Raw genomic sequence first — 26,872 nt, forward strand, 5'->3', positions numbered from 1 at the left:
TCCACCAAGCGGTTGGCATGCCAGCCCGCCTGTGATCAAGTGCGCGCGCCACAAGACCCAGCCGGAAGCGCAGCCCCATGAGCAACGTCAATCCCGATCCGTTCACCACCAGGCCCGAGATCGAAGGCACCTTCGGCGTCGTCACCTCGACGCACTGGATCGCGACCGCGGTCGGCATGGCGGCGCTGGAGAAAGGCGGCAACGCCTTCGACGCCGGCGTTGCGGCGGCGTTCACGTTGCAGGTGGTCGAACCGCATCTGAACGGCCCCGGCGGCGACGTCCCGATCATCGTGCACGACGTCAAACGCGGCAAAACCGAAGTGATCTGCGGCCAGGGACCGGCGCCGGCGAAAGCAACGATCGCGCATTATCGCAGCGAAGGCCTCGAAATGGTGCCCGGCACCGGCCTGCTCGCGGCCTGCGTGCCCGGCACGTTCGAAACCTGGATGCTGCTGCTGCGCGACTACGGCACATTGAGGCTGCGCGACGTGCTGGAGCCGGCGATCGGCTATGCCCGTGACGGCCACCCGCTGGTCGAGCGCGCCTCCGCCACCATCAAGACCGTCGAGCAGCTGTTCCGGAAATACTGGACCACGTCGGCCGAGGTCTATCTGCCCAATGGCGAGGTGCCGAAGCCCGGTACCATCTTCACCAACAAGAAGCTTGCGGAGACTTATACTCGCATCCTCAACGAGGCCGAGAGCGCGGGCAGCGACCGCGTGGCGCAGATCGAGCGCGCGCGGCAGGCTTGGTCTAAGGGCTTCGTCGCCGAGGCGATCGACAAATTCTGCCGCACCCAGGAGGTGATGGACGTCTCCGGCTCACCGCATCGCGGCGTGTTGTCGGCCGACGACATGGCGCGCTGGCAGCCGACCATCGAGGCGCCGCTCACCTACGATTACGGCCGCTATACCGTGCAGAAGTGCGGCGTCTGGAGCCAGGGTCCGGTGATGCTGCAGCAGCTCGCGCTGCTGAAGGGCTTTGAGCTCGACGGTCTCGATCCCGCGGGCCCCGACTTCATCCATCTGCAGATCGAAGCCGCCAAGCTTGCCTATGCCGATCGCGAGACGTTCTACGGCGATCCGAAGTTCACTGAGATCCCGATCGAAACGCTGCTGTCCGATGCCTATAACAACGAACGGCGCAAGCTGATCTCGAAGGACAAGGCCTCGCTCGACTTCCGTCCCGGCTCGGTCGCAGGGTTCGGCGGCGTCGTGAAGCTGCGCCACGCCGAAGGGCATCGCGAAGCGGTCGGCGCCATGGGCGCGGGCGAACCGACCGTCGGCCGGTTCGGCGAGGTGCGCGGCGACACCGTGCATTTCGACATCGTCGACAAGGCCGGCAACATGATCTCGGCGACGCCGTCCGGCGGCTGGCTGCAATCCTCGCCTGTCATTCCCGAGATCGGCTTCTGCCTCGGCAGCCGCGCCCAGATGTTCTGGCTGGAAGAAAATCACCCGGCCTCGCTGGCACCGGGCAAGCGGCCGCGCACCACGCTGTCGCCGACCATGGCGCTGCGCGACGGCGAGCCGTATCTATCCTGGGGCTCGCCGGGCGGCGACCAGCAGGATCAGTGGATCACGCAATTCTTCCTGCGCCATGTCCACGCCAGGCTCAATTTGCAGGAGGCGATCGACGCGCCGGCCTGGCACTCCGAGCATTTCCCGATCTCGTTCTGGCCGCGCACGTCGCGCCCCGGCGTGCTGGTGCTGGAGAATCGCGTGCCGAAATCGACCATCGACGAATTGAAACGTCGTGGCCATGTGGTGGAGATTGGTCCCGATTGGTCGGAAGGCCGCCTCACCGCGGCCTCCAAGGTCGGCCCCCGCCGCCGCGCCGCCGCCAACCCGCGCGGCATGCAGGGTTACGCCGCGGGCCGCTAGAGGTTTCGGATGACCTGGTCGATCGTCGCCCGCGACAGCGCCACCGGACAGCTCGGCATCGCCGTCGCGACGCGCTTCTTCGCGGTCGGCGCGCTCGTGCCGCACGTCGCACCCGGGGTCGGTGCCATCGCGACGCAGGCACTGGTCAATCCCTATTACGGCATCGACGGCCTCGCACTGCTGCGTGATGGCAAGAGCCCGCATCAGACGATCGCGGCGCTGCTCGCGCCAGACGGCGGCCGCGAGAGCCGGCAGGTGCATGTCATCGACGCCAAGGGGCGGATTGCCGCCCATTCCGGCAAGGATTGCATCGACTGGTTCGGCCAAATCGCCGGCGACGGCTTCTCGATCGCCGGCAACATGCTGGCCGGGCCCGCCGTGCTCGACGAGACCGCGCGCGTCTATGCCGCGAACGAGAAGCTGCCGTTCGCGGAGCGGCTGATCAAGGCGATGTTCGCCGGCGAAGCGGCCGGTGGCGACAAGCGCGGCAAGCAATCTGCGGCGCTGCTGATCCACGGAACCGAGCAATGGCCGCTGCTCGACCTGCGGGTCGACGACCACGCCGATCCCTTGCGCGAGCTGGAACGGCTGGAAGCGGTCAGCCGCGAGCACTGGGTGCCGTTCCGGGACTTCATGCCGACCCGCGACAACCCCGCCGGAATCAGCGACCGCACCAAGATCGACGCCCTCGTCGCAGCGGCAGCCAAGAGCCGCGAATGACCGCCGGCCCGCTGATCGAGATCGAAGGCCTGCGTGTCACCTTTCATGGCGACGACGGCCGCATGACGCATGCCGTCGACAGCGTGGACCTATCCGTCGCCAACGGCGCCACGCTCGGCCTGGTCGGCGAGTCCGGCTGCGGCAAGAGCGTCACCTCGCTCGCGATCATGGGGCTGCTGCCGAAGCAGTCGGCCGCGATCTCCGGCGCGATCCGCTTCGACGGCTTCGACCTGCTCGACGTGCCGGACGCGACGCTGCGCGACCTGCGCGGCAATCGCCTCGCGATGATCTTCCAGGAGCCGATGACCTCGCTCAACCCGAGCTTCACCATCGGCGACCAGATCACCGAAACTATTTTGCGCCACCGCGGCGGCTCCCGGCGCGCGGCGCGCGAACGCACCATCGAGCTGCTGCGCCGCGTCCACATCCCCTCGCCCGAGAAGCGCATCGACGAATATCCGCACAAGCTGTCCGGCGGCATGCGCCAGCGCGTGATGATCGCGATGGCGCTGGCCTGCGATCCGCAGCTCCTGATCGCCGATGAGCCGACCACCGCGCTCGACGTCACCTTGCAGGCGCAGATCCTCGACCTGATGCGCGAGCTGAAGGCGGCGAGCGGCGCGGCGATCATCCTGATCACCCACGACCTCGGCGTCGTCGCCGAAGTTTGCGACGAGGTCGCGGTGATGTATGCCGGAGAGATCGTCGAGCGCGCGCCGGTCGACGAGCTGTTTGCCAATCCGCAGCATCCCTACACGGTCGGCCTGCTCGGTTCGATCCCGCGGCTCGACCGCCGCACCAGCCATCTCGCCACCATCGAGGGCATGGTGCCGAACATGGCGAACCCGCCGGTTGGCTGCCGTTTCGCCGCGCGCTGTCCGTTCGTGGAAGATGCCTGCACCCGATCGCCGCCGCCGCTCGCGATGCTGAGCGCGACCCACGCCTCGCGCTGCATCCGCGCGCCACTGGAGCGGCTGGTGTCATGACCGCGCTGCTCGAGGTCGAAGGGCTGGTGAAGCATTTCGTCGCCGAACGCTCGGTGTTCGGCCGGCCGACCGCTCATATGAAGGCGGTCGACGGCGTCAGCTTCACGGTCGAGGCCGGCAAGACGCTGGCGTTGGTCGGCGAATCCGGCTGCGGCAAGTCAACCGTCAGCCGCCTGGTGCTCCGGCTGATCGAGCCGGATGCCGGACGTGTCAGCTTCGAGGGCCGCGACCTCGGCGCGCTCGATGCCGGGCGGTTGCGCGCGTTCCGCCGCGATGCGCAGCTGATCTTCCAGGATCCTTACGCCTCGCTCAACCCGCGGATGACGGTGAGCCAGATCCTGACCGAGCCGCTGGCGCTGCACAATCTCGTGCCGGCGGCGGACCGCCGCGCCCGGGTCGAGGAGCTGTTGCGTCTGGTCGGGCTCGAGCCGCGTTTCGCGCGCCGCTATCCCCACGAATTCTCCGGTGGCCAGCGCCAGCGCATCGCGATTGCCCGCGCGCTCGCGGTCGAGCCGAAACTGATCATCTGCGACGAGCCGGTGTCGGCGCTCGACGTCTCGATCCGCTCGCAAATCCTGAATTTGCTGCGCGACCTGCAGGACCGCCTGAAGCTCGCCTACATCTTCGTCTCGCACGATCTGGCCGTCGTGAAGCACATCGCCGACCGCGTCGCCGTGATGAATCTGGGCGCCATCGTCGAGACGGCGGAGGCGCAGGCACTGTTCGCCGCTCCGCGCCATCCCTACAGCCGCGCATTGCTGTCGGCGATCCCGGTGCCGAAGCCGCGCGCCAAACGCAGCCGCATCGTGCTGGAGGGCGAGTTGCCGAGCGCGCTCAATCCGCCCTCCGGCTGCCGCTTCCACACCCGCTGCCCCTATGTGATCGCGCGCTGCCGCAGCGAAGTGCCGCAGTTGCGCGACGATGGCACCGGACATGCAACGGCCTGTCACCGGACGGGCGAGCTGCCCGGTGCAGAAGCGATCGTGCCGTCCGATGGCGCCTTCTCGCCGACACTGGAAAAGCTGGTGGCGGCGTTCAATGCGGCGGAAGCCTCGGGGCGACCCGGGGTTATTTCACAGGGAATAAAGGCGTAGGGAATAAGGGGTTGGCAATGAGATTTTGGCGCTTGGCGATCCTGATGGCGGCCCTCGTGACCTGGTGCGGAACGAGCGCGCGTGCCGAGACGACGCTTCGCATCGGGCTCGCCGAGGACCCCGACATCCTCGACCCTTCGATCGGACGCACCTATGTCGGCCGCATCGTGTTTTCGGCCTTCTGCGACAAGCTGTTCGACATCGACGAGAAGCTGAACATCGTTCCGCAGCTCGCGCTGTCCTACGAGAACTCGGCCGACGGCAAGGAGATGACGATCAGGCTCCGGCCGGGCGTCAAGTTCCACGACGGTGAGCCGTTCGACGCCGAAGCCGCCAAATTCTCGCTGGAGCGCCATCTCACGCTGCCGACCTCGTTTCGCAAGCCCGAATTGGCCGCGCTCGACCATGTCGACGTCGTCGATCCCCTGACCATCAAGCTGGTGCTCAAGACACCCTATTCGCCGCTGATCGCCCAGCTGACCGACCGCGCCGGCATGATGGTCTCGCCGAAGGCGGTGAAGGAAGCGGGCGACAAATTCGGCCTGCATCCGGTCTGCGCCGGGCCCTACAAGTTCGTCGAACGCGTGCAGCAGGACCGCATGGTGTTCGAGAAATTTGGGGATTACTGGAACAAGGACAACGTCTTCATCGATCGCATCGTGTTCCTTCCCATCGTCGACGCCACGGTGCGACTCGCCAATCTGAAATCCGGCGGGCTCGACCTGATCGAGCGCGTGCTCGCCACCGATATCAAGGACGTCCGCGCTGACAAGCGGCTCGTGCTGTCGACCGCACCTGAACTCGGCTATCTCGGCCTCACCATCAACATCGGCAACGACAAGAGCAAGGGGCCGCTCAGCCAGTCGGAAAGGGTGCGCCAGGCGCTCGATCTGTCGATCGACCGCGAGGCGCTCAACCAGGTCGTGTTCAACGGCGAGTTCACGCCGGGCAATCAGTGGGTCAGCCCGGTGCATCCTTACTATCAGAAGGCGTTTCCGGTTCGGGGACGCGACATTGCCAAGGCCAAGGCGCTGCTGAAGGAGGCCGGCGTCACGCTGCCCGTCGCCATCGACTACATGGTCCCCAAAGGCGCCGAGAACGAAGCCGTGGCCCAGGTCGTGCAGTCGATGGCGGCCGAAGCAGGCTTCGACATCAAGATCCGCGTGGTCGAATTTGCGACGACGTTCAAGCAGGCCCAGGCTGGCGAATTTCAGGTGTTCCAGATCAACTGGAGCGGCCGGATCGATCCTGACGGCAATTCCTATGTCTTCCTGCACACCAAGGCGCCGCAGAACGACGGCGGCTATTCCAACGCGGAAGCCGACAAGCTGATGGAAGATGCGCGGCTGATCAACGATCCCGCCCAGCGCAAGGCGATCTACAAGAAGATGACGAGGATCGTGCTCAACGACGAGCCGATCATCTACATCTATCACCGCACACTCCTGATCGCGCACTCCACCAAGGTCGAGGGTTATCGGCAGATGCCGGATGGATTGGTGCGCGTGGTCGGGCTGAAATTGAAATGATCGCCACAGCGCAGGACACGCGGGGCCGACAATGCTGAACTTCCTCGCCAAGCGGCTGGTTCAGCTGGTCCCGACGCTGTTCTTCGTCTCGCTCCTGATCTTCTCGCTGCAACATCTGCTGCCCGGCGATCCGGCACTCGTGATGGCCGGCGAGGAGCGCGATCCGGCCGTGATCGAGCAGATCCGCCGGCAATACCACCTGGATCAACCGATCCCGGTGCAATACGCCTATTGGGTCAAGGGCGTGCTCACGGGCGACCTCGGCGAATCCCTGCGCAACAAGATGCCGGTGTCGAGCCTGATCGCGCAGAAGCTGCCGGTCACGATGCAAATCGCCGGCATGGCGATCGTGGTCGCCTTCCTGATCGGCATTCCTGCCGGCATCATCTCGGCGGTGAAGAAAGGCACGGCGTGGGACTATGGCGCCAATTTGTTCGCGCTGTGGGGTATCTCGACGCCGAATTTCTGGCTCGGCATCATGCTGATCTTCCTGTTCTCCGTCGAACTCGGCTGGCTGCCGGCGTCCGGCTATGTGCCGCTCAGCGAAAACTGGCGCGCGAGCCTTGCCGCATCCGTCATGCCCGCCTTCGTGCTCGGCAATGCGATCGCCGCGATCCTGATGCGGCATACGCGAAGCGCCATGCTCCAGGTGCTGGAAAGCGACTATGTCCGCACCGCGCGGGCGAAGGGCCTGTCCGAGCACACGGTGATCCTCAAGCATGCGATGCGCAACGCGCTGACACCGATCATCACGCTCGGCGCGCTCGAGCTCGGCACGCTGCTGTCGGGTGCGGTGCTCACCGAGCAGATCTTCTCGATCCCGGGTTTCGGCAAGCTGATCGTCGATGCCGTGTTCAACCGCGACTATGCCGTCGTGCAGGGCGTGGTGCTGACGACGGCCACGATCTACATCACGCTCAACTTGATCGCCGACATCGCCTATATCCTGGTCAATCCGCGGCTGAGGGGCTGATCGGATGACGGACGCAGTACTCGGCACATCAGCTTCACTTGCCGCCACAGAGACGTTGGAGAGTCCGGCACGGCGCGCCTGGCGGCGGCTGATCCGGCGCAAGGGCGCCGTGCTCGGCCTTGCGGTGATCGCGCTCTTCATCCTGCTCGCCGGCTTGGCGCCACTGATCGTGCCCTATGATCCGATCGCGACGAGCTGGTCGCTGGTGCGCAAGGCGCCGTCGGCACAGCACTGGTTCGGCACCGACGAACTCGGCCGCGACGTGCTCGCCCGCGTCGTGTTCGGCGCCCGCGCCTCGCTGCTTGCCGGCGTCATCTCGGTTAGTATCGCGCTTGCGATCGGCGTGCCGCTCGGCCTCGTCGCCGGCTATCGCGGCGGCTTCATCGACGCGTTGATCAGCCGCCTCACCGACGCGATGCTGGCCTGCCCGTTCCTGATCCTGGCGATCGCGCTCGCGGCGTTCCTCGGCCCGAGCCTCGGCAATGCGATGATCGCGATCGGCGTCTCGGCGACCCCGATCTTCATCCGCCTGACCCGCGGCCAGGTGATGAGCGTCAAGGTCGAGGACTATGTCGAGGCGGCGCGCGCCATGGGCAACCCGCGCTGGCGCATCGCGCTGGTCCACATCCTGCCCAACATCCTCCCGGCGCTGCTGGTGCAGGCCACGCTGTCGATCGCCGCCGCGATCATTGCCGAGGCCGCACTCTCCTTCCTCGGCCTCGGCCAGCAGCCACCGGCGCCGTCCTGGGGCAGCATGCTCAACGCCGCGCAGCGCTTCCTGACCAGCGCACCATGGATCGCGGTCTGGCCGGGGCTCGCGATCTTCCTGGTCGTGCTGTCGTTCAACCTGGTCGGCGACGGCCTGCGCGACGCGCTGGATCCGAAGGCGCGGTAAATCTCTCACCGTCATGCTGAGGAGGCCGCGCAGCGGCCGTCTCGAAGCACGACGGCCCGACTGTGGCCGTGCATCCTTCGAGACGCCGCTTCGCGGCTCCTCAGGATGACGGGTCTTGCAGACCGCGCGGCTCGCCCTAGATCACCACCTCGCGCAACACCCTCCTGCAATCCATCTCGTATTCGAGATCGACCACCGGCGGGCGGCAGAAGTGCCAGGTCAGGCCCGAGCGGGTGGCGCCGCGGCGGACCAGCTCGTCGACGACCACGGGATGGATGTCGTGCACGGTGTAGGCCTGCACCGCCGTCGTCTCCTGCCAGCCGAAGCTGAACTCGGCAAGGCGGCGCTCCATCTCGCCGGCGGTGAAGCGGACCTTCTCCCGCCACGCGCCGGGGCTGAGATCGCGGTAGCAAACGATGCGGTCGGGATAGCTGGCCGTGCCGCTGCGGGCCTCGGCGCCGCCCGCGATCACGAAGGACGGCGACGTGCTCGTGCTCGGCCGCGTGAACGAGAAGGCATGGAACGACGGCTCGGCCGGCGGATCGATCTCGGGGCAGACGTTGCTGCGCGCGACCGGATTGATGGTGCCGTCGAACAGGCCCACTCGGCGAGCGTCTTGACGTAGTGCTGGTTGAAGGCGCGGAAGCCGTCCTCGGTAAAGGCAGCCGGCGAACGCAATTCGCAGGCGCAGAACGCGGTCAGCGGCCGGCCGGCGTCCTTGATGTAGGCCGCAATCCGCGCAAAGCCTTCCGCAAGCGGCACCAAGCGATCGAAGCGCACCCGCTCGATCTCATAGCCGGCGTTCGCCTGCGCGCCGCTTGAATATTGGAACACGGCCGGAATGAACCGGTAATTGCCCGCCGCAAACTCGCTCGCCATGCCTGTTTCCTCCCAATCTTGCGGTGAGGCTAGCACGAGACAAAGAAAAGGCGGCAGTGGCTTTCGCCAGTGCCGCCTTTCCTGCGAGCATGAGCTTGGAGGGCTCAGGTCGGTTTCAACGCGCCGCCGCGGCCTTCGAGCTCGTAGTCGGCGATCTGCTTGGCGCGGTCGGAACGGGCCGCGGCCTGGTGGTCGGTCGCGATCACCGTGTAGACCATCGGCAGCACGAACAGCGTGAACAGCGTGCCGATCGTCATGCCGGTGACGACGACGAGCCCGATCGAGAAGCGGCTGGCGGCGCCGGCGCCCGAGGCGGTGAGCAGCGGCAGCAGGCCGGTGACCATCGCCGCCGTCGTCATCAGGATCGGACGCAGACGAATCCGGGCCGACATCTCGATCGCCGAACGGCGGTCCAGCCCCTCGTTGAGCTGCAACTCGTTGGCGAACTCCACCATCAGGATGCCGTGCTTGGTGATCAGTCCGACCAGCGTCAAGAGGCCCACCTGAGTGTAGATGTTCATGGTGGCGACGCCGAAGAACAGCGGGATCAGGGCGCCGACGATTGCCATCGGCACCGAGATCATGATCACGAACGGATCGCGCAGGCTCTCGAACTGCGCCGCCAGCACCAGGAAGATGATGATGATGGCGAACGCGAAGGTGACCAGCAGCTGGTTGCCTTCATGGACGTATTGCCGGGAGTCGGCCAGGAAGTCATAGCTGAAGCCGGACGGCAGCTTCTTGGCTTCACCCTGCAGGAACTCGACCGCCTGGCCCATCGACACGCCGGGCATCGGCACCGCCTGGAAGGTCGACGAGTTGAGCTGGTTGTAGTGGGTCAGCGCGTTCGGATCGACGCCGGTCTCGACCGACACCACGGTGGACAGCCGCACCAGCTGCCCGGTGGCGGTGGGAACGTAGTAATCGTTGAATGCCTCAGGCGCGAGCCGGCTGGCGCGCGGCACCTGCGGGATCACCTGGTAGGAGCGCCCCTCGAGGTTGAAGCGGTTGACGTAGTTGCCGCCGAGCAGCGTCGCCAGCGCGCCGCCGATCGACTGCATGGTGATGCCGAGGTCACTCGCCTTGGAGCGATCGACCTTCACGCGGACCACCGGCTGGTTGAAGTCGAGGTCGCTGTCGGTGACGATGAACAGGCCGCTCTGGCGCGCGGCAGCCTTCAGCTTGTTCATCTGGTCGAACACCTGCTGGAATCCGGCCGTCGAAGAGATCACCATCTGCACCGGCAGGCCGCCGGGACCGCCGGGCAATGGCGGCAGGCTGAACGCGAACGCGCTGACGCCTTCGATCTTCGACAGCTCGGCCTGCACCAGCGGCTGCAGCGTCTGGGCCGAGCGCTTGCGCTCATCCCACGGCTTGAGCAGCATGCCGGCGAAGCCGCCCTGCGGACCGGTGATGCCGTTCAGGATGAACCGCAGGTCGGTCTCGGGAAACTTCTGGAACTCCTTGTCCATCTTGTCGCCGTAGAAATCGATGTAGTCGATGTTGGCGTATTTCGGCGCCTTGGTCACCGCGAACACGATGCCCTGGTCTTCCTGCGGCGCCAGCTCCTTCTGGATGTGCATGTAGAGGAAGCCGACCAGACCGAGGATGGTCACGGCGAACAGCGCCGTGATCGGACGGTAGTCGAGCGAACGGTCGAGCTGGCGGCCATAGGCACGCGTCACCGCGCCGAACACGCGATTGACCAGCTTGGCGAACCGCCCCTCTTCCGCGCTCTTCAGGAACACCGAGCACATCATCGGCGACAGAGTCAGCGCGATCACGCCCGACACGATCACCGAGCCGGCCAGCGTGAAGGCGAATTCGCGGAACAGCGTGCCGGTCACGCCGCCGAGGAAGCCGATCGGCGCGTACACCGCGGCCAGCGTGATCGTCATGGAGACGACCGGGCCGACGATTTCGCGTGCGCCTTTCAGCGACGCCTGCACCGGTGGCAGGCCCTCCTCGAGATGTCGATGGATGTTCTCCACCACCACGATGGCGTCGTCGACCACGAGACCGATCGCCAGCACCATCGCCAGCAGCGTCAGCAGGTTGAAGCTGAAGCCTGCGGCCAGCATCAGGATGCAGACGCCGATCAGCGACAGCGGAATGGTGACGACGGGGATGATCACCGAGCGCAGCGAGGCCAGGAACAGGAAGATGACGACGACGACGATCAGGACTGCTTCGGTCAGCGTCTTCTCGACCTCGTCGATCGACGATTGGATGAACTTGGTGGAGTCGTAGGCCACCTTCATCTTCATCGAAGGCGGCAGGTTGCGCTCGAGGTCGGGGAACAGCGCGCGCACGCCCTTCACGAGGGTCAGCGGGTTGCCCTGCGGCGTCGCCTTGATGCCGATGAAGATCGCATGCTCGCCGTTGAAGGCGACGCTGGCGTCGGTCGACTGCGCCGCGAGCTCCACCGTCGCGATGTCCTCGATGCGCACGAAGCCGCCGTCCTTCGCCTTCACGATCATTCGCTTGAACTGATCGATGTTCTGAAGGTCGGTATTTGCCGAGACGTTGGAGACGATGAAGAAGCCCTTGGTCTGGCCGGCGGCGGCCTGGAAGTTGTTGGCGGCGATCGCAGCCGCAACGTCGTTGGGCGACACGCCGCGTCCGGCCATGCGGGTCGGATCGAGCCAGACGCGCATCGCGAAGGTCTGGCCGCCGAGGATGTCGGCCGATGCGACGCCGTCGACCGTCGACAGCACCGGCTGCACGACGCGGGTCAGATAGTCCGAGATCGCCGAGCCAGTGAGCTCCTCGCTGGAGAAGCCGAGATACATCACGGCGATGGTGTCACCGGTCGCCTTGGTCACGACCGGATCGAAGGCTTCCTTCGGGATCAGGTATTTGACCGAGTTGACCTTGGCGAGCACTTCGGTCAGCGCCTGGTTCGGATCGTGGTTGAGCTTGACGTAGACCTGGATCGTCGAGGTGCCGAGCACCGAGTTCGACGTCATATAGTCGACGCCTTCGGCCGACGCGACGGCCTGCTCGATCGGCGTGGTGATGAAGCCGTTGATCAGCTCCGGCGACGCGCCGGGATAGGACGTCGTGATCGTCACCACGGTATTCGACAGGTTCGGATATTGCCGGATCGGCAGCACCATCGCCGCGCGCAAGCCGATCAGGAGGATCAGCAGGCTGACGACGACCGACAGCACCGGGCGCTTGATGAAAATATCAGTGAAGGCCATCGCCAACTCGATTCGTGTTGTCTGCCGTTTGCGGCAACATGTGGCGGAGGGCCAGTCGGCCCTCCGGGTTGATGATCGGGATCAGAGCTTCGCCTTGAATTGCCGAAGCTCTGACTTCTTATTTTGACGCGTTTTCTTCACGCGAACCGGTGTCCACTTCGCTCGAAAACGCTCTAGTAGCGCGGCGGCTCGGCCGGAACCGGCGGCGGCGGATCGGTCGAGATGGCGACCGCCATGCCCGACTGCAGCTTGATCTGGCCGACGGCCACGACCTTGTCCCCGGCCTTCAGGCCCTTGAGGATCTCGACGCGGCCTTCGACGCGGTTGCCGGTCTTCACGAAGGTGCGGTCGGCGGTCAGCGTGGTCTTGCCGTCCTCGCCCTTCTTCTCCGTGATCAGGAACACGGAGTCGCCGTACAGCGTGTAGTCGACCGCGGTCTCGGGAATGGTCACGACCGGCGGCTTCTCAGGCAGCACGATCGTGGTGGTCGCGAACATGCCCGGCTTGAGGATGCTGTCCGGATTCTGGATCGTGGCCTGCACCCGGATGTTGCGGGTTTCGGTCGCGATCTGCGGCTCGATGGTCGTGATCTTGCCCTCGAAGGTGCGGCCCGGATAAGCGTCCACCGCGACCCGCACGGCCTGGCCGACCTTGATCTGCGAGCTCTGCTTCTCGGTCACGGTCAGGTTGGCGTACAGCACCGACAGATCGGTCAGCGACACGATCTGCGTGCCGGCCGTCAGATACTGGCCGACTTCGACCTGGCGAACGCCGAGATCGCCTTCGAACGGCGCGCGGACCAGCTTCTGCGAGATCAGCGCTTCGGTCTTGGCAATGCCGGCCTTGGCCTGGTCGTAGGTCGCCTGCGCCGTATCGACGGTCGACTGCGGTCCGAACTGGCGTGACGCAAGCTGCTTGGCGCGGTCGAGCTGCTGCTCGCCCACGGTCGCCTGCGCCTTGAAGCTGGCGAGGTCGCCCTGCTCCGGTGCGTCGAACAGCTGCACCAGCGGCGTGCCTGCCTTCACATGGCTGCCGGCGGTGAACAGGATCTCGGTGATGCGGCCCGGCACGTCGGTCGTGACATTAACCTGATGCACGGCGACGAGATCGCCGACGGCGGTCAACAGGTTCGGAATCACTTCCGTCTTCGCCTCGGCGGCCGTGACGTTCGACGGCGGCGGCTTATTGTTGGCGAAGAACTGCGCGATCATGTGGCTGCGGAAGGCGTTGAAGCCGACCAGCGCGCCGACCAACAGGGCCAGCAACAGTCCCACGATGATGAACCAGCGCACCAGGCGAACCGGGCGCTTGGCTTGCTTCTCCTTGAGCGGTTGCCCCGAGATGTGGCTTTCGGTCTGGATATTCATGTCATGCACTTTCTGCAGTTACCGACGTTCCTGCGCTCGGCGACGGCTGGCGGCCCAAATGAGTTGAAATTGCGGCTTCGGTAAGTCCGATGCCGCGAAGAATGAACTGGCAGAGCTGCCGCTCGGCCGCGGCGGCATCCCCATAGGGGAGACAAGGTGTCGCAGGCAGCTGCGTCAGTGCGCCCATAAGCACGGTATGGTGCGCAAACCAGAACAGGTTGAGCGGCTCGTCGCCGATCCGCGTCGCCTCGCCGGCGGCGATCGCCCGATCGAGCGAGGCGGCGAAGGTCGGACCGATCAGCTTGCCGACCTTGTCGTAGAGCAGGCGCGCAAACTCGCCGTCGTCGAGATGGCTCGTCACCATCAGCCGCATCCGCTGCGCCTCTTCCTGGTCCGGCGCGTCGCGCAGTTGCATGAAGTGGCCGACCATGCCCTGCACCAGTTCGACCAGCGTCGCAGTCGACGGCTCCTGCCCGAGCAGATGGGCGAGATCGGGATCCGCCTCGCACTCCTCGGCAAGGATCTCGGCGTAGAGCGCAGCCTTGGACGGGAAGTGCTTGAACAGCAGCCCTTCCGAAATGGCAGCCGCGGCCGCCACGCTCTTTGTCGTGGTGCCGGCAAAGCCGTTGCGGGCGAAACACCGCTTTGCGGCGCTCAGGATCAACTGACGCCGCAAGTCACTCGTCATGCGTAAGGTAGACATTTGGGTCGTGAGTAATCACTCACTTTACCAAAAGTCAAGGTTCTATTGCACCGCGAAAGCCACTTTAAATAGGAGTGTGGCCGATCGACCCTCTGATGCGGTTGACGAGGTAGGTGCCGTCGCGGCTGGACAGCACGCGCTCCAGATTGGCCCCGTCGATCTTTGCGCTGGCGAACCGCGGCCCCGCCGTAACATCTTGCAAAGACGAGGCAAAAGCCTCGACCTCAGCCATCGTGGAGATCGCCCGGCTATCACCGATTCCGCATGCTTTGGCAACACCCACGAGGTCGGCGGTTCCGCCGGTGTGGCTGGCCTGGCCGCCGGTCTCGCCATAGGCCTCATTGTCCAACACGACGATCGAGAGATTTTTGGGCTGCTGCAGGCCGACGGTGGCGAGGCTTCCCATCCCCATCAGCATCTCGCCGTCGCCGGTGATCACGACGACCGGCAATGTCGGCTGGGCCAGCGCCAGGCCGAGCCCGATCATCACGGCGCCGCCCATGCCGCCCCAGAGATAGAAGTTGCGGTCGTGGTCGCCGGCGGCGGCGATGTCATAGGTCGAGGCACCGAGGCCGCCGACGGCGAAGGCGCCCTTGCGATCCCTCAGCAGTTCGGAAACCACGGCGCGGCGGTCGAGGAGATTGGCTTTGCTCATTTGGTGAAGACCTTTGCCCCGATCAGGCGCTGCGACAGCAGCACGGCGGTTGGCGTGCAGGCGTTGTAGGCTTGCGCCGCGCCGGCTTCGACGACCTCGCGCACCTCGTCTGGACGCGAGGCACGCAACACCTTGATCCCCGACAGCTCGAGAATGCCTTGCGTGTTCGAACCCATAGGCACCTGCCATGGATTGAACTCGCCCCATTCGCCGCGCATCGTCACCAGCGTGAGGAACGGCAGGCGGAAGATCTGCACCAGCGACAGCATGTTGATGCAATTGCCGACGCCGCTGGATTGCATCAGCAGCACGCCGCGCTGGCCGCCGGCCCAGGCGCCTGCGAGCAGCGCGACGCCTTCTTCCTCCGTGGTCAGCGCAATGCCGCGCATCGAGGACGATCCCAGCACGCGCTCGATCAGTTCCGAATGCCCGGCGTCCGGCACGTAGGGCACCTGGCGCACCTCGAAGCGCTGCAATATCGAAAAAATCCCCTCGGGCCAGGCGGCCGCGGACTCGGCTCGGGCATGCATCGGCGTTTCCGGCTCTCTGTTGTTTGGCCGCGACTGTAGAGGGGCGCGCGCGCTTCATCAAAGCGCAATACCGCATATGGCTCTGCGATTTACTCGCATCGCGCGGCGCGCGGTACGCTGCTCCCGGTGCCCGCAAATTGTATTGCATGGCCGCCGCCCGCAGCTTACGATAGTTGCAAATGAAACTAATAAGGGTTGGATATCCGCCATGAACGGGCACGCCCAAGAGCTGGCTGACGGCTTCGACCTGGAAAAGCTGACGCCGGAGTTCTACGCCAACCCCTACCCGACCTATCGCGCGCTGCGCGAGCACGCACCGGTCAAGCGGCTGCCGAACGGCTGCTATTTCCTCACCCGCTACGACGACCTGATCGCCGCCTACAAGAACACGAAGACGTTCTCCTCCGACAAGAAGAAGGAGTTCTTGCCGAAATACGGCAACTCGCTGCTCTACGAGCACCACACGACCAGCCTCGTCTTCAACGACCCGCCGGCGCACACCCGCGTGCGGCGATTGATCATGGGCGCCTTGTCGCCGCGCGCGATCGCCGGCATGGAGCCCGATCTCATCGCGCTGGTCGACAGCCTGCTCGACCGGATCGAGACCCGCGACCGCTTCGAGCTGATCGGCGACTTCGCCTCGGCAATTCCGGTCGAGGTGATCGGCAATCTGCTCGACGTGCCGCACGACGAACGCGAACCGCTGCGCGACTGGTCGCTGGCGATCCTGGGCGCGCTGGAGCCCGTGATCGGCAAGGAGGCGTTCGACCGCGGCAATGACGCGGTGAAGGATTTCCTCGCCTATCTCGAAACCCTGGTCGAACGCCGCCGCGCCAAGCCGGGCAATCCCGAACGCGACGTGCTGACCCGGCTGATCCAGGGTGAGGACAATGGCGAGCGGCTGACCGCGAAGGAATTGCTGCACAACTGCATCTTCCTGCTCAACGCCGGCCACGAGACCACGACCAACCTGATCGGCAACGGGCTTATGACGCTCACCCAATATCCCGATGAGAAGCAGCGGCTGCTCGCGCAGCCTGATCTGATCAAGACCGCGGTCGAGGAGATGCTGCGCTACGAGAGCTCGAACCAGCTCGGCAACCGCATGATCGTCGAGGAGACCGAGCTCGGCGGGATCAAGATGCCCCCCGGCACGCTGGTCACGCTGTGCATCGGCGCCGCCAACCGCGACCCCGCACAATTCCCCAATCCCGAAGGCTTCGACGTCGCACGCACGCCGAACCGTCACCTCGCCTTCGGCACCGGCGCGCATCAATGCGCGGGGATGGCGCTGGCGCGGCTCGAAGGCGCCATTGCGATTTCGCGCTTCCTGGCACGCTTCCCGAACTACGCGCTCGACGGCGAGCCGGTGCGCGGCGGCCGGGTGCGCTTCCGCGGCTTCCTCAGCGTGCCCTGCAGCATCAACGCATAGCGAGCATTGTCCCCTGCGAATTTGGCCGGTGACCCTACTTCCCTGTGGAGGAACTGATGCCCAAATCAGTTGCGAGGCGCGCATTGATGTAATGTGGTGCGCGACAGCGGGAGTGACGCAGGATGAGTCCATCGGTCACTGATCTCCTCGCAACCGAAGCGCGGTTCGGCACCTACAATTACGAGCCGATCGGGGTCGTGCTGTCCCGCGGCGAAGGCATCTGGGTCTGGGACACCGACGGCAACCGGTATCTCGACTGCCTCTCCGCCTATTCGGCGGTGAGTCAGGGCCACTGTCATCCGAAGATCCTGGCAGCAATGATCGAGCAGGCGCGTCGGCTGACGCTGACCTCGCGCGCCTTCCACAACGACCAGCTCGCTCCGTTCTACCGCGAGCTCGCGGAGCTGACCGGCTCGCACAAGGTGCTGCCGATGAACAGCGGCGCCGAGGCGGTGGAGAGCGCGATCAAGTCGGTGCGCAAATGGGCCTATGAGGTCAAGGGCGTGCCGGACGGGCAGGCCGAGATCATCGTCTGCGCCAATAATTTTCACGGACGCACGCTCGGCATCGTCGGCTTCTCGACCGACCCGGGATCGCGCGACCATTTCGGCCCGTTCGCGCCAGGCTTCAAGATCATCCCGTTCGGCGATGCCGCGGCACTCGAGCAGGCGATCACGCCGAACACCGCGGCCTTCCTGGTCGAGCCGGTCCAGGGTGAAGCCGGCGTCATCATTCCCCCGCCGGGCTATTTCGCCCGCGTGCGCGAGCTGTGCACGGCGCGCAACGTGATGCTCGTGCTCGACGAGATCCAGACCGGGCTCGGCCGAACCGGCAAGCTGCTCGCCGAGCAGCACGAGGGCATCGAGGCCGACGTGACGCTGCTCGGCAAGGCGCTGTCGGGCGGCTTCTATCCGGTGTCGGCGGTGCTCTCGAACAATGCCGTGCTCGGCACGCTGCGGCCGGGCCAGCACGGTTCGACCTTCGGCGGCAACCCGTTGGCCTGCGCGGTGGCACGCGCAGCGCTGCGGGTGCTGGTCGAGGAAGGGATGATCGAGAACGCGGCGCAACAGGGTGCGCGCTTTCTCGCCGGACTGCAGGACATCCGCGCCAACGTCATCCGCGAGGTGCGCGGGCGCGGTCTGATGCTGGCGATCGAACTCCACCCGGAAGCCGGCGGCGCCCGCCGCTACTGCCTGGCGCTGCAAGCACGTGGCATCCTCGCCAAGGATACCCACGAGCACACCATCCGCATCGCCCCGCCGCTGGTGATCACGGCCGACCAAGTCGACTGGGCGCTGGAGCGGATCACGGCTGTCCTGACCCAGGATGTTTCCTGACGGTTCCCTGCGTCGGAGGACCGCACCGCCGGCTACGGCCAACAAGAACGATTTCGACGTCTGTGCGTTGAAGCTCTACGGGCAGGAATGGACGGAGAGCCACGCTCATGCCTCCCCGCGGGATCTACTTGGCTGTACTTTTCGTTGGTGCCGCGATGCTCGCGGCGAGCGGCGCGGCCGCCCAACCACAACACATAAAGGGTGGAGCGCCAGCAGCGGCGGCACGTCCCGCCGCGCCGCCAGCGATGGCGCGTCCTTCCGCGCCGATGGTGCACGCCGCCCCGCCTGCAATGGCAAGACCGCCTGCAATGACTCGGCCGGCCGCACCTGCGTTCCATGCCCCGCAGCGACCGGCGATGGCGCCGCGCCCGGCGCCGCATTTCGCCGCTCCATCACCGCGCCAGGCTCCCCATATCACCGCGCCACGCGTTGCAACGCATCGACCCGAATTCCGTCGTGGGGCACCGCCGCAGCGCCCTGCTCCCCATGTGGCCGCGCCATCGCGCCCGAGCCCACCGTCGCGCTTGAGCGAACGGCCGTCGCCGACCGATCGAATTCAACAGCGCGCGCAGCAGCGGCAGCAGCTCACCCAGCAACACCAGCAGGCCGCGCAGCAGCGACAGCGTGACACGCTCTCGCGCCAGACCGCGGAGCGGCAAACCCGGATCGATCGCCTGCAGCAACGCGTGCAGCAGCTGCAGTCGCAGAATGTCCAGGGCGCACGCGCGCAGCGCGTCCACGACCGTGCCCTGCAGGCGCAGAACCGCCTGCTGCAGCGCGAGCAGCGCTCACAGCAAGCCGATCTTTCCCGGCAGCAGCGATTGGGGCCGGCAGCGACGGTCGGGGCCGCCACCGCGACCACGGCAGCGACGCAGGCGGCCCAGCGCGAGCGATTTGCCGCACGCTTCCGCGAGCAGGCGGGCGCGCAAGACCAGGCGGCGCTTGCGGCGCGCCAAGGCGGCTGGGCGCCCCGGAATGCCTGGCGGCGCGGCCACCGCGCGGCGTTCGTGGCATGGCTTGGCCCGGTGTTCCTGCCTTACGCCTATTCAGACATCTTCGACTACACGTTCTGGTCCTATGCCTACGAGCCCGGCTATTGGGCCTATGCCTATGACGACTTCGTCGACACCGTGTTCTGGGACACCAACAGTCCTTACTCCGCCTATGCCAGCATTGAGCCCGGCGATTATCCGGCGACCGCAGGCCGCGCTCGATCCCGTCAACGCGCCGATACGAGCCCGCTGGCCATCAAGCAGCTGTGCGGTGAACCGGACAAGGGCGTCACGGCCTGGCCGCTTGCCGACATCGCGCGGGCGGTACGGCCGAGCCAGCAGCAGCGCGCCTTGCTGGACGACCTGAAGACATCAGCGGCGGAGGCTGCCAATGTCTTCAAGGACACTTGCACCGACAGCTATGCCATGACGCCAACCGGTCGCTTGCGGTCGATGCTGAACCGCATCAGCGCGACGCTCGAGGCGATCAAGATCGTGCGGCCCGCCCTGGAGAATTTCTACAGCTCACTCAGCGACGAACAGCAGGCCCGCTTCAATGCGCTCGGTCCACATGTCGGCGAGCGTTCGCCGCAACAGCAGGAAGCGACCGCGCAATCCGGCAATTGCGGCGATTCGAAATCCGACCTGGCCCGATTGCCGATCAACCGGATCGAGGCCTCGCTTCATCCGGCGGGCAAGCAGAAGGAAGCGCTCGATCGCTTGAGCGACGCGACCACAAGGGCCATTGCGGACCTGCAGGCGGCCTGCCCGAACGACGTGCCGCTGACCCCGGTCGGCCGGCTGGAGGCGATGCAGCATCGGCTCGAGGCCATGCAGAAGGCCGCGCAGCTGATCGAGCCCGCGCTGGACAAGTTCTACGCCACGCTGAGCAGCGAGCAGAAGGCACGCTTCAACACGCTGCAGCAGGTCGCGAGCCCCTGAGGCCGCCGGCCTGCGATCTTGACGCCCCGATGCGCGCGACACCGGTCCCCCGTCTTGCCTTTGCGGCCGCCGCACAGCAATGTTCGGCACCGGCATCCCGATGCCGTGTCGAATGACGGGGCAGGAATGAAACGCAGTTGGACGAGTATCGGCGAGCTGCGCGAGCGCTGGGGCGATTCCCTGCTGACCGTGCTCACTGTCCTGATCATGATCATGATGTTCGTGATAGCGCCGCTCCAAGCCCTCGGCCTGTTCGAATTCCAGATCTTCGAGCTGCTGCTCGCGCTGTTCCTCGTCGGCGGCGTGTTCCTGATGTCGGGAAGCGCAATCGCGGTCACCGCGATGCTGGTTGCGCTTGCCATGATCGTCACGGGCGGAGTCCTGAGGCTGCATTCGCCCTCGATCCTCGACCTCAATCTGTTCGCCGGCTCGTGGCTGATCGTCGGCATCACCCTCGCCGTGACGGTGGCTCGCGCGACGTTTGCGCCGGGCCGCGTCACCTATCACCGCGTGATCGGCGCCGTCTTGCTCTATCTCTCCGTTGCCGTGATCTTCTCGGCACTCTACACCTTCATCGGCACGCTGCTGCCGAACGCCTTTTCCGGGATGAAGATGGAGGACAGTCCGGCGCTGGCGAACCAGCTGATCTATTTCAGCTTCATGACGCTGACGACCACCGGCTATGGCGACGTCGCCCCGCTGCACCCGATCGCACGCAGCCTGTGCAATCTCGAGGCGATCTTCGGCCAGCTCTATCCCGCAACGCTGCTGGCGCGGCTCGTCACGCTCGAGATCACGCACAGCGATCAGGATTCGTGAGCGCGATGCAGGATAGCCGGGCGGCTATCTGAACCGCAGGTTTGCGCGAGAGAGCTGGCTGATCGAGGAGCACCCCATCAACCGCATGTCCCGCACCAGCTCCGCCTGCAAGAGACCAAGCGCCCGCTCGACTCCGGCCTGGCCGGCCGATGCCAGTGGATAGAGATAGAAGCGTCCAAGGCCGACGGCCTTGGCGCCCAGCGACAGCGCCTTGAGCACATGGCTGCCCCGCTTGATGCCGCCGTCCATCATCACGTCGATCCGGTCGCCCACGGCATCGACGATCTCGGCGAGTTGATCGAACGCCGCCCGCGAGCCATCGAGCTGCCGGCCGCCGTGATTGGACAGGATGATGCCGGTGCAGCCGATCTCGACCGCGCGTTTGGCATCGTCCACCGACATGACGCCCTTCAGGCAGAACTGGCCATTCCACTGCCGGACCATTTGCGCGACGTCGTCCCACGTCATGGCCGGATCGAGCATTTCGGTGAAATAGCGCCCGATCGACATGGTGCCGCCGCCCATGTCGACATGCTCATCCAGCTGCGGCAGCTTGAAGCTCTCATGGGTGACATAGTTGATGGCCCACGCAGGCTTGATGGCGAATTGCAGCATGCCGCCGAGCGTGAGCCGGAAAGGAATCGAAAACCCGGTCCTCAGGTCGCGCTCGCGATTGCCGCCGGTGATGCTGTCGACCGTTAGCATCATCACGTCGACGCCGGCCTGCTTGGCGCGCTGCATCATCGCCGTGTTCAGGCCGCGGTCCCGGTGGAAATAGAACTGGTAGACCTGCGGCGTCGCGTAGGCCTTGCGCAATTCCTCGAGGCTCACGGTGCCGAGCGAGGACACGCCGAACATCGTACCGAATTTCGAAGCCGCGGCAGCGACGGCCCGTTCGCCCTGATGATGAAACAGCCGCTGCAGCGCGGTCGGCGAACAATAGAATGGCGTCGCCAGCTTCTGCCCCATCACGGTGACCGAGAGATCGACGTTCTCCACGCCGCGCAGGACGTTGGGCACCAGGTCGCAACGCTCGAAGCTCGCGGTGTTCTGCCGAAGCGTCGCCTCATCGTCCGCTCCGCCGTCGATGTAATCGAAGATCGGCCCCGGAAGCCGCCGCCGCGCCAGCTCGCGAAAGTCATGGAAATTGTGGCAATGGCTCAAGCGCATGTCGTGCTCCGAAGGTCCGGACCGCGGCGTTCGACGGCCCCCAATTGCCGTTCACACCCACAGCCTCCGGAATAACGGGCATGCTTCGCCTTGTCCACCGAACCTGCCGTTGGGTCAGACCACCGAACGGTGCCGTTCGATGCAGGTCCGCAGCACCTCGTCCAGCGGCCGGCTCCACCAGTCGTTCGAGAAGATCTCGATCTCCGAATAGCCGGCAAATCCCTGCGCCTCGACCATCGCGCGCACCGACTTGATGTCGATCACGCCGTCACCCATCATGCCGCGGTCGTTGAGGATGTCCCTGGTCGGCACCAGCCAGTCGCAGACGTGGAACGCGAGCAGCCGGTCCTTGCCGGCGCGCGCGATCTGGCTCTTCAGCTCCGGATCCCACCAGATGTGATAGACGTCGAGCGCGACGCCGATCGCGCCAGTGCGGCCGGGATCGAGCGCATCGCAGATGTCGAGCGCGTGCTTCGTGGTGTTCACGCAGGCACGGTCGGCCGCATAGGCCGGATGCAGCGGCTCGATCGCGAGCGGAAGCTTTGCCTGTTTCGCATAGTCCAGCAGCTCGGCGATGCCGTCATGGACCTGATGGCGCGCTGCCGCGATGTCCCTGGACGCCGCGCTGCCCGGCCGCGAATATTGCGGCAGGCCGCCGACCACGAGCACGATGCAGGAGGCACCGAGCGCGGCCGCCTCGTCGACCGCGCGGCGGTTGTCGTCGCGCGCTTCGCTGCGATGCGCATCATCCGCCGTGAACATGCCACCGCGGCAATAGCCGGATAGATCGAGCCCGGCATCCTTCACCGCACGCGCAGCGCGGTCGAGGCCGACGGCTGCGACCTGGTCACGCCAGGGATCGATGGCGCGGATGCCGTGACGCGCGCAGGCCTCGATGATGGCGAGGAGATCGCCCTGCTTGCGGACGGTCGCCGTGTTCAGCGACAGCCAGCGGTGATCGTTGGAGAAGTCGCGCATCAGGCGTCGATACCTCGGGTGGCCAGGATCGTCGTCATCCGGCGCGTCGCGAGCTCCGGATTGGCGAGCAGTCCCGCCTGGTCGGCGAGCCGGAACAGCTCGGCGAGATGCAGGGTCGAGCGCGCACTCTCCTGTCCGCCGACCATCGTGAAGTGATCCTGGTGCCCGTTGAGGTAGGCCATGAACACGATGCCGGTCTTGTAGAAGCGGGTCGGCGCCTTGAAGATGTGGCGCGACAGCGGCACCGTTGGTCCCAGCACGTCGTGGAAGCCGGCCTCGTCGCCCGCAGCGAGCCGCGACAGTGCGTAGGACGCCGCGGGCGCGATCGCGTCGAAGATGCCGAGCAGCGCATGGGAAAATCCCTTGTCGTCGCCCGCGATCAGCTCCGCGTAGTTGAAGTCGTCGCCGGTGTACATCTTCACGCGCGGATCGAGCCGCCGCCGCATGTCGATCTCGCGCTGCTTGTCGAGCAGCGACACCTTGACGCCATCGACCTTGGCCGCATCGGCGTTGATGATCGCGACCGCCGTGTCCATCGCCTTGTCGAGATCGGCGGAGCCCCAATAGCCTGACAGCGCCGGATCGAACATGTCGCCGAGCCAGTGGATGATCACGGGCTCGCGGACCTGCGACAGCACGCGGTCATATACCTTGGCGTAATCCTCCACATTCCTGCCGAGCTTGGCCAGCGCGCGCGAGGCCATCAGGATGATGCGGCCGCCGGCCTTTTCGACCGCCGCGATCTGCTCCTCATAGGCACGGATCACGTCGTCGATCGACCTGGCATCTTCCACCGCGAGGTGGTCGGTGCCGGCGCCGGAGAACACCAGCGCGCTACCCTTGGCCTTTGCCGCGTTCACCGAGCGCTGGATCAATTCGAGCGAGGTGGCCCAATCCAGGCCCATGCCGCGCTGCGCGGTGTCCATCGCCTCGGCAACGCCGAGGCCGAGATCCCAGACGTGCTCACGAAACGCGATCGTCTTGTCCCAGTCGATTGCAGCCGTCAGCCAGGGATCGACGTCGGCGCGCGGATCGGCCACCACATGGGCGGCGGAGAACGCCACACGATTGAGCGTGCCCTCGAGCTTCGCCGGAAAGGTCCGCGACGCCGCGAGGCGATAGGTCTCGAGGCCGCCATCGGCAGTCGGCAGCTTCAGCGACAACGATGACTTTGTCAGGATAGGCTTGGGCCTGACCGGCTTGTTCATGACAACGTCCTTTCTCAGACCACGATCGGGGCGACGTCGATCCAGCGCCGCTCCTTCCAGCTCTTCAGCGCGCATTCGGCGAGCTGCACGCCCTTGGCGCCTTCGAGCAGGGTGTACTTGTAGGGTGCATCCTCGCAGACATGGCGGATGAACATCTCCCACTGCTCCTTGAAGCCGTTGTCGTAGACGACATTCTCAGGCAGCTTCTGCCAGTCGGCATAGAAATCGTGCAGCCGCTTCTCGTCCGGATTCCACACCGGCCGCGGCGTCGCCTGGCGCGCCTGGATCACGCAGTCGGTGAGCCCCGCCACAGCCGAGCCGTGGGTGCCGTCGACCTGGAAGGTGACGAGGTCGTCGCGGTAGACCCGCGTCACCCAGCTCATGTTGATATGGGCGATCACGCCGCCCTTCAGCTTGAAGGTGGCGTAAGCGGAATCGTCGGCGGTCGCCTGGTACTTCTTGCCCTTCTCGTCATAGCGTTCGGGGATATCGGTCGTCCCGATGCAGACCACGCTTTCGACCTCGCCGAAGAGGTTGTCGAGCACGTAGCGCCAGTGGCAGACCATGTCGAGGATGATGCCGCCGCCGTCCTCGGCGCGGTAGTTCCACGACGGCCGCTGCGCTTCCTGCCATCCGCCCTCGAACACCCAATAGCCGAATTCGCCGCGCACCGAGAGCATGCGGCCGAAGAAGCCGGAGTCGCGCAGGAAGGCGAGCTTCTTCAGGCCGGGCAGGAACAGCTTGTCCTGCACCGTGCCGTGCTTGAGGCCCTTGGCGTTGGCGAGCTTCACGACCGCAACCGCTTCCTCGAGGTTCGTTGCGATCGGCTTCTCGCAATAGACGTGTTTGCCGGCATTGATCGCCTTGGTCAACAGCGAGGGCCGCGCCTGCGTGGTGGCGGCGTCGAAGAACACGGTGTCGCCCTTGTCGGCGAGCGCACGATCGAGATCGGTGGCGTGGCGCTCGATGTTGTAGCGCTTTGCCAGGGCGCCCACCTTCTCGGCATCGCGGCCGACCAGGATCGGGTCAGGCATGATGCGATCGCCGTTGGCGAGCTGCACGCCGCCCTGCTCGCGGATCGCAACGATCGAGCGGATCAGATGCTGGTTGAGCCCCATCCGGCCGGTGACGCCGTTCATGATCAGGCCGAGGCGTTTGGTCGTCATACTGTCTGCTCCTGCGAAACGCGTGGTGTGGGCCGCTTGAGCGGCTGCATGGTGGACCAGTCCGGATGGATCGAACTGGCAAAGCCTGATGCTGTGGCGATCGATCCGGTCAGGAGATCGCCGTCATGGATCGCAAGGCGGACCTTGCCGCCGGCGCGCGTGTAGAGATCGAGATGCGCGGTGAGAAAGGCGTCGGCCTCGTCGGCCGGGGTGTCGGCAAAGCCGTCGACGTAATGATGTCCGTTGCGCTCGGCATGGGTAACGCCGATCAGCGCCCCGAGCGCAAGGTCCTGCTGCACGCCGAGCCCGGCCTGGCAGGTCAGGTCCTCGCCGCTGATGAAATACCGGCCACCATCCGTACTCCACGCCGCCGCACGGGTGGCGTTGATGACCGACTTGTAGATGCCCTTGCACGATTTCGAGGAGATGCCGCGATAGCCGAGCGCCCGCGCCTGCGGGAACGCATCGTAGGAATCGTCGGCCTCGTCGATGATGAAACTGCGCGCGGCCAGCCCCCCGAGCGGCGAAGCCTTCGTGATATCGCGCGGCATCGGCTGTTCGATATAGAGCAGGTTCGCCGCGATCGGCTCGAGCGCCGCGTCGTGATCGAGCCGATCGACCAGCGCGCTCAGCGCCGCAAGGTCGGCATATTGCTCGTTGGCGTCGAGCGTGATCTTCGTGGCGTAAGGCAGTTTTGCAAGCTCTCCGCCGATCCGCGCCAGCCGCGCGGCGTCATGGGCGGGATCGCCGTTCAGCTTGAGCTTGAAGTAGCGTGCACCGGCGTTCTCGTTGGGATCGGCGACGCCGCCCTCGCCTTCAACCTTGTCGTCCATCCCGACCGTGTGCCTGACCGCGACACGATCGAGCCGCCGGCGCGACGACAGGAACCGCGCGATGGCAGCCTCGTCGATATCCGGCGTCAACCGCGCATCGATGCCGGCGACATTCCCGGCCATGCCGTCGAAGAAGTTGATGCCGGCCGCGCGCAGCAACGCATCCAGGATCGCCTTGTCGATCTCGGCCGGGCCGAAGCTCGCGGCAAGCGGTGGAATGTCCTCCGCAGCGCAGGCCGCGACCTGCGGACCGATGCACGCGGCGTGCAGGCTGAATGCGGTGTCAAAGCCCCCACTCGCCAGATAGAGCTCGCGTGCAACGACGAGCGAGCGGCGCAGGCCGTCGAGCGACTGCGCCTCCGTCAGATGCGGCCGCTTGTCGAACCATTTCGGCGCCAGCATCTCGGCGCTGGCGCCGGTCGCCCGGCCCTTGCCCTCCACCTCGATCTCGGCCCGCACGAACAACTGCGTCGACGCGGTGATCGTCACCGCGCCGAAACGGAACGGCCGGGCGAACACCAGCGGCCGTTCGAAGAAGGCGATATCGTTGACCTTGAGGCGAAGCGGCATTGACA

The 26,872-nt window shown here is 65.7% G+C and carries 21 protein-coding genes and 1 pseudogene; 11 read left to right on the forward strand and 11 right to left on the reverse strand.

Going from position 1 to position 26,872, the window contains the following annotated elements; translation table 11 throughout:
- Positions 1-77: 77 nt before the first annotated feature.
- The 7 genes from XH92_RS31495 to XH92_RS31525 are packed head-to-tail and all read left to right on the forward strand — an operon-like array spanning position 78 to position 8,080.
- Positions 78-1,883 (forward strand): gamma-glutamyltransferase family protein, encoded by a 1,806-nt coding sequence (locus XH92_RS31495; protein WP_194455604.1) that lies wholly within the window; start codon positions 78-80, stop codon positions 1,881-1,883.
- A 9-nt stretch (positions 1,884-1,892) separates the two neighbouring features.
- Positions 1,893-2,603, forward strand: a complete 711-nt coding sequence (locus XH92_RS31500) for a DUF1028 domain-containing protein (RefSeq protein WP_194455605.1) — start codon at positions 1,893-1,895, stop codon at positions 2,601-2,603.
- Positions 2,600-3,589: an ABC transporter ATP-binding protein gene (locus tag XH92_RS31505; RefSeq protein WP_194455606.1), complete on the forward strand. Its 990-nt coding sequence runs from the start codon at positions 2,600-2,602 to the stop codon at positions 3,587-3,589. Before XH92_RS31500 ends, XH92_RS31505 begins: the two co-directional genes overlap by 4 nt.
- On the forward strand, positions 3,586-4,683 hold the full coding sequence (locus tag XH92_RS31510) for an ABC transporter ATP-binding protein (protein WP_194455607.1): 1,098 nt from the start codon (positions 3,586-3,588) through the stop codon (positions 4,681-4,683). Before XH92_RS31505 ends, XH92_RS31510 begins: the two co-directional genes overlap by 4 nt.
- Before the next feature lie 17 nt (positions 4,684-4,700).
- Positions 4,701-6,212 (forward strand): ABC transporter substrate-binding protein, encoded by a 1,512-nt coding sequence (locus tag XH92_RS31515; protein WP_194455608.1) that lies wholly within the window; start codon positions 4,701-4,703, stop codon positions 6,210-6,212.
- A 31-nt stretch (positions 6,213-6,243) separates the two neighbouring features.
- The gene (locus tag XH92_RS31520; protein ID WP_194455609.1) at positions 6,244-7,185 is read left to right on the forward strand and encodes an ABC transporter permease; all 942 of its coding nucleotides are present in this window, start codon (positions 6,244-6,246) and stop codon (positions 7,183-7,185) included.
- Between the two features lie 4 nt (positions 7,186-7,189).
- Entirely contained in the window at positions 7,190-8,080 is an 891-nt protein-coding gene (locus XH92_RS31525) for an ABC transporter permease (RefSeq protein WP_194455610.1), read from the forward strand.
- Positions 8,081-8,216: 136 nt separating this feature from the next.
- Here the strand turns inward: XH92_RS31525 and XH92_RS31530 are convergent.
- The 6 genes and pseudogenes from XH92_RS31530 to XH92_RS31555 form a co-directional block, all read right to left on the reverse strand.
- Positions 8,217-8,959, reverse strand: a pseudogene (locus tag XH92_RS31530) (hypothetical protein).
- Between the two features lie 104 nt (positions 8,960-9,063).
- Positions 9,064-12,165, reverse strand: coding sequence for a multidrug efflux RND transporter permease subunit (locus XH92_RS31535; protein ID WP_194455611.1), 3,102 nt, complete (start codon positions 12,163-12,165; stop codon positions 9,064-9,066).
- Positions 12,166-12,338: 173 nt separating this feature from the next.
- On the reverse strand, positions 12,339-13,532 hold the full coding sequence (locus tag XH92_RS31540) for an efflux RND transporter periplasmic adaptor subunit (protein WP_194455612.1): 1,194 nt from the start codon (positions 13,530-13,532) through the stop codon (positions 12,339-12,341).
- A 1-nt stretch (position 13,533) separates the two neighbouring features.
- On the reverse strand, positions 13,534-14,235 hold the full coding sequence (locus XH92_RS31545) for a TetR/AcrR family transcriptional regulator (RefSeq protein ID WP_194455613.1): 702 nt from the start codon (positions 14,233-14,235) through the stop codon (positions 13,534-13,536).
- A gap of 64 nt (positions 14,236-14,299) precedes the next feature.
- Positions 14,300-14,890 carry a thiamine pyrophosphate-dependent enzyme gene (locus tag XH92_RS31550; protein WP_194455614.1) on the reverse strand — a complete coding sequence of 197 codons (591 nt, stop codon included), beginning with the start codon at positions 14,888-14,890 and terminating at the stop codon, positions 14,300-14,302.
- Positions 14,887-15,420, reverse strand: coding sequence for a thiamine pyrophosphate-binding protein (locus XH92_RS31555; RefSeq protein ID WP_194455615.1), 534 nt, complete (start codon positions 15,418-15,420; stop codon positions 14,887-14,889). The genes XH92_RS31550 and XH92_RS31555 overlap by 4 nt, the downstream gene beginning before the upstream one ends.
- 208 nt (positions 15,421-15,628) lie before the next feature.
- Between XH92_RS31555 and XH92_RS31560 the strand changes: the two genes are divergently transcribed.
- From XH92_RS31560 to XH92_RS31575, 4 genes are all read left to right on the forward strand, one after another.
- On the forward strand, positions 15,629-16,852 hold the full coding sequence (locus tag XH92_RS31560; protein WP_194455616.1) for a cytochrome P450: 1,224 nt from the start codon (positions 15,629-15,631) through the stop codon (positions 16,850-16,852).
- Between the two features lie 122 nt (positions 16,853-16,974).
- On the forward strand, positions 16,975-18,189 hold the full coding sequence (rocD, locus tag XH92_RS31565; protein ID WP_194455617.1) for an ornithine--oxo-acid transaminase: 1,215 nt from the start codon (positions 16,975-16,977) through the stop codon (positions 18,187-18,189).
- A 524-nt stretch (positions 18,190-18,713) separates the two neighbouring features.
- On the forward strand, positions 18,714-20,123 hold the full coding sequence (locus XH92_RS31570) for a Spy/CpxP family protein refolding chaperone (protein WP_246787761.1): 1,410 nt from the start codon (positions 18,714-18,716) through the stop codon (positions 20,121-20,123).
- Between the two features lie 126 nt (positions 20,124-20,249).
- Positions 20,250-20,942 (forward strand): potassium channel family protein, encoded by a 693-nt coding sequence (locus tag XH92_RS31575; protein ID WP_194455618.1) that lies wholly within the window; start codon positions 20,250-20,252, stop codon positions 20,940-20,942.
- Positions 20,943-20,966: 24 nt separating this feature from the next.
- Here the strand turns inward: XH92_RS31575 and XH92_RS31580 are convergent, their stop codons facing one another.
- From XH92_RS31580 to XH92_RS31600, 5 genes are all read right to left on the reverse strand, one after another.
- Positions 20,967-22,112, reverse strand: coding sequence for an alpha-hydroxy acid oxidase (locus tag XH92_RS31580; RefSeq protein ID WP_194455619.1), 1,146 nt, complete (start codon positions 22,110-22,112; stop codon positions 20,967-20,969).
- Between the two features lie 114 nt (positions 22,113-22,226).
- Complete coding sequence (locus XH92_RS31585) at positions 22,227-23,090, reverse strand: sugar phosphate isomerase/epimerase (protein ID WP_194455620.1); 864 nt, start codon at positions 23,088-23,090, stop codon at positions 22,227-22,229.
- The gene (locus XH92_RS31590) at positions 23,090-24,298 is read right to left on the reverse strand and encodes a dihydrodipicolinate synthase family protein (RefSeq protein WP_194455621.1); all 1,209 of its coding nucleotides are present in this window, start codon (positions 24,296-24,298) and stop codon (positions 23,090-23,092) included. The genes XH92_RS31585 and XH92_RS31590 overlap by 1 nt, the downstream gene beginning before the upstream one ends.
- Before the next feature lie 14 nt (positions 24,299-24,312).
- Complete coding sequence (locus XH92_RS31595) at positions 24,313-25,464, reverse strand: Gfo/Idh/MocA family protein (RefSeq protein WP_194455622.1); 1,152 nt, start codon at positions 25,462-25,464, stop codon at positions 24,313-24,315.
- A complete protein-coding gene (locus tag XH92_RS31600; RefSeq protein ID WP_194455623.1) occupies positions 25,461-26,867 on the reverse strand; it encodes a hypothetical protein in 1,407 nt (468 codons plus the stop codon). The genes XH92_RS31595 and XH92_RS31600 overlap by 4 nt, the downstream gene beginning before the upstream one ends.
- Positions 26,868-26,872: the final 5 nt, after the last annotated feature.

Source organism: Bradyrhizobium sp. CCBAU 53421, assembly GCF_015291625.1.
GTDB lineage: Bacteria > Pseudomonadota > Alphaproteobacteria > Rhizobiales > Xanthobacteraceae > Bradyrhizobium.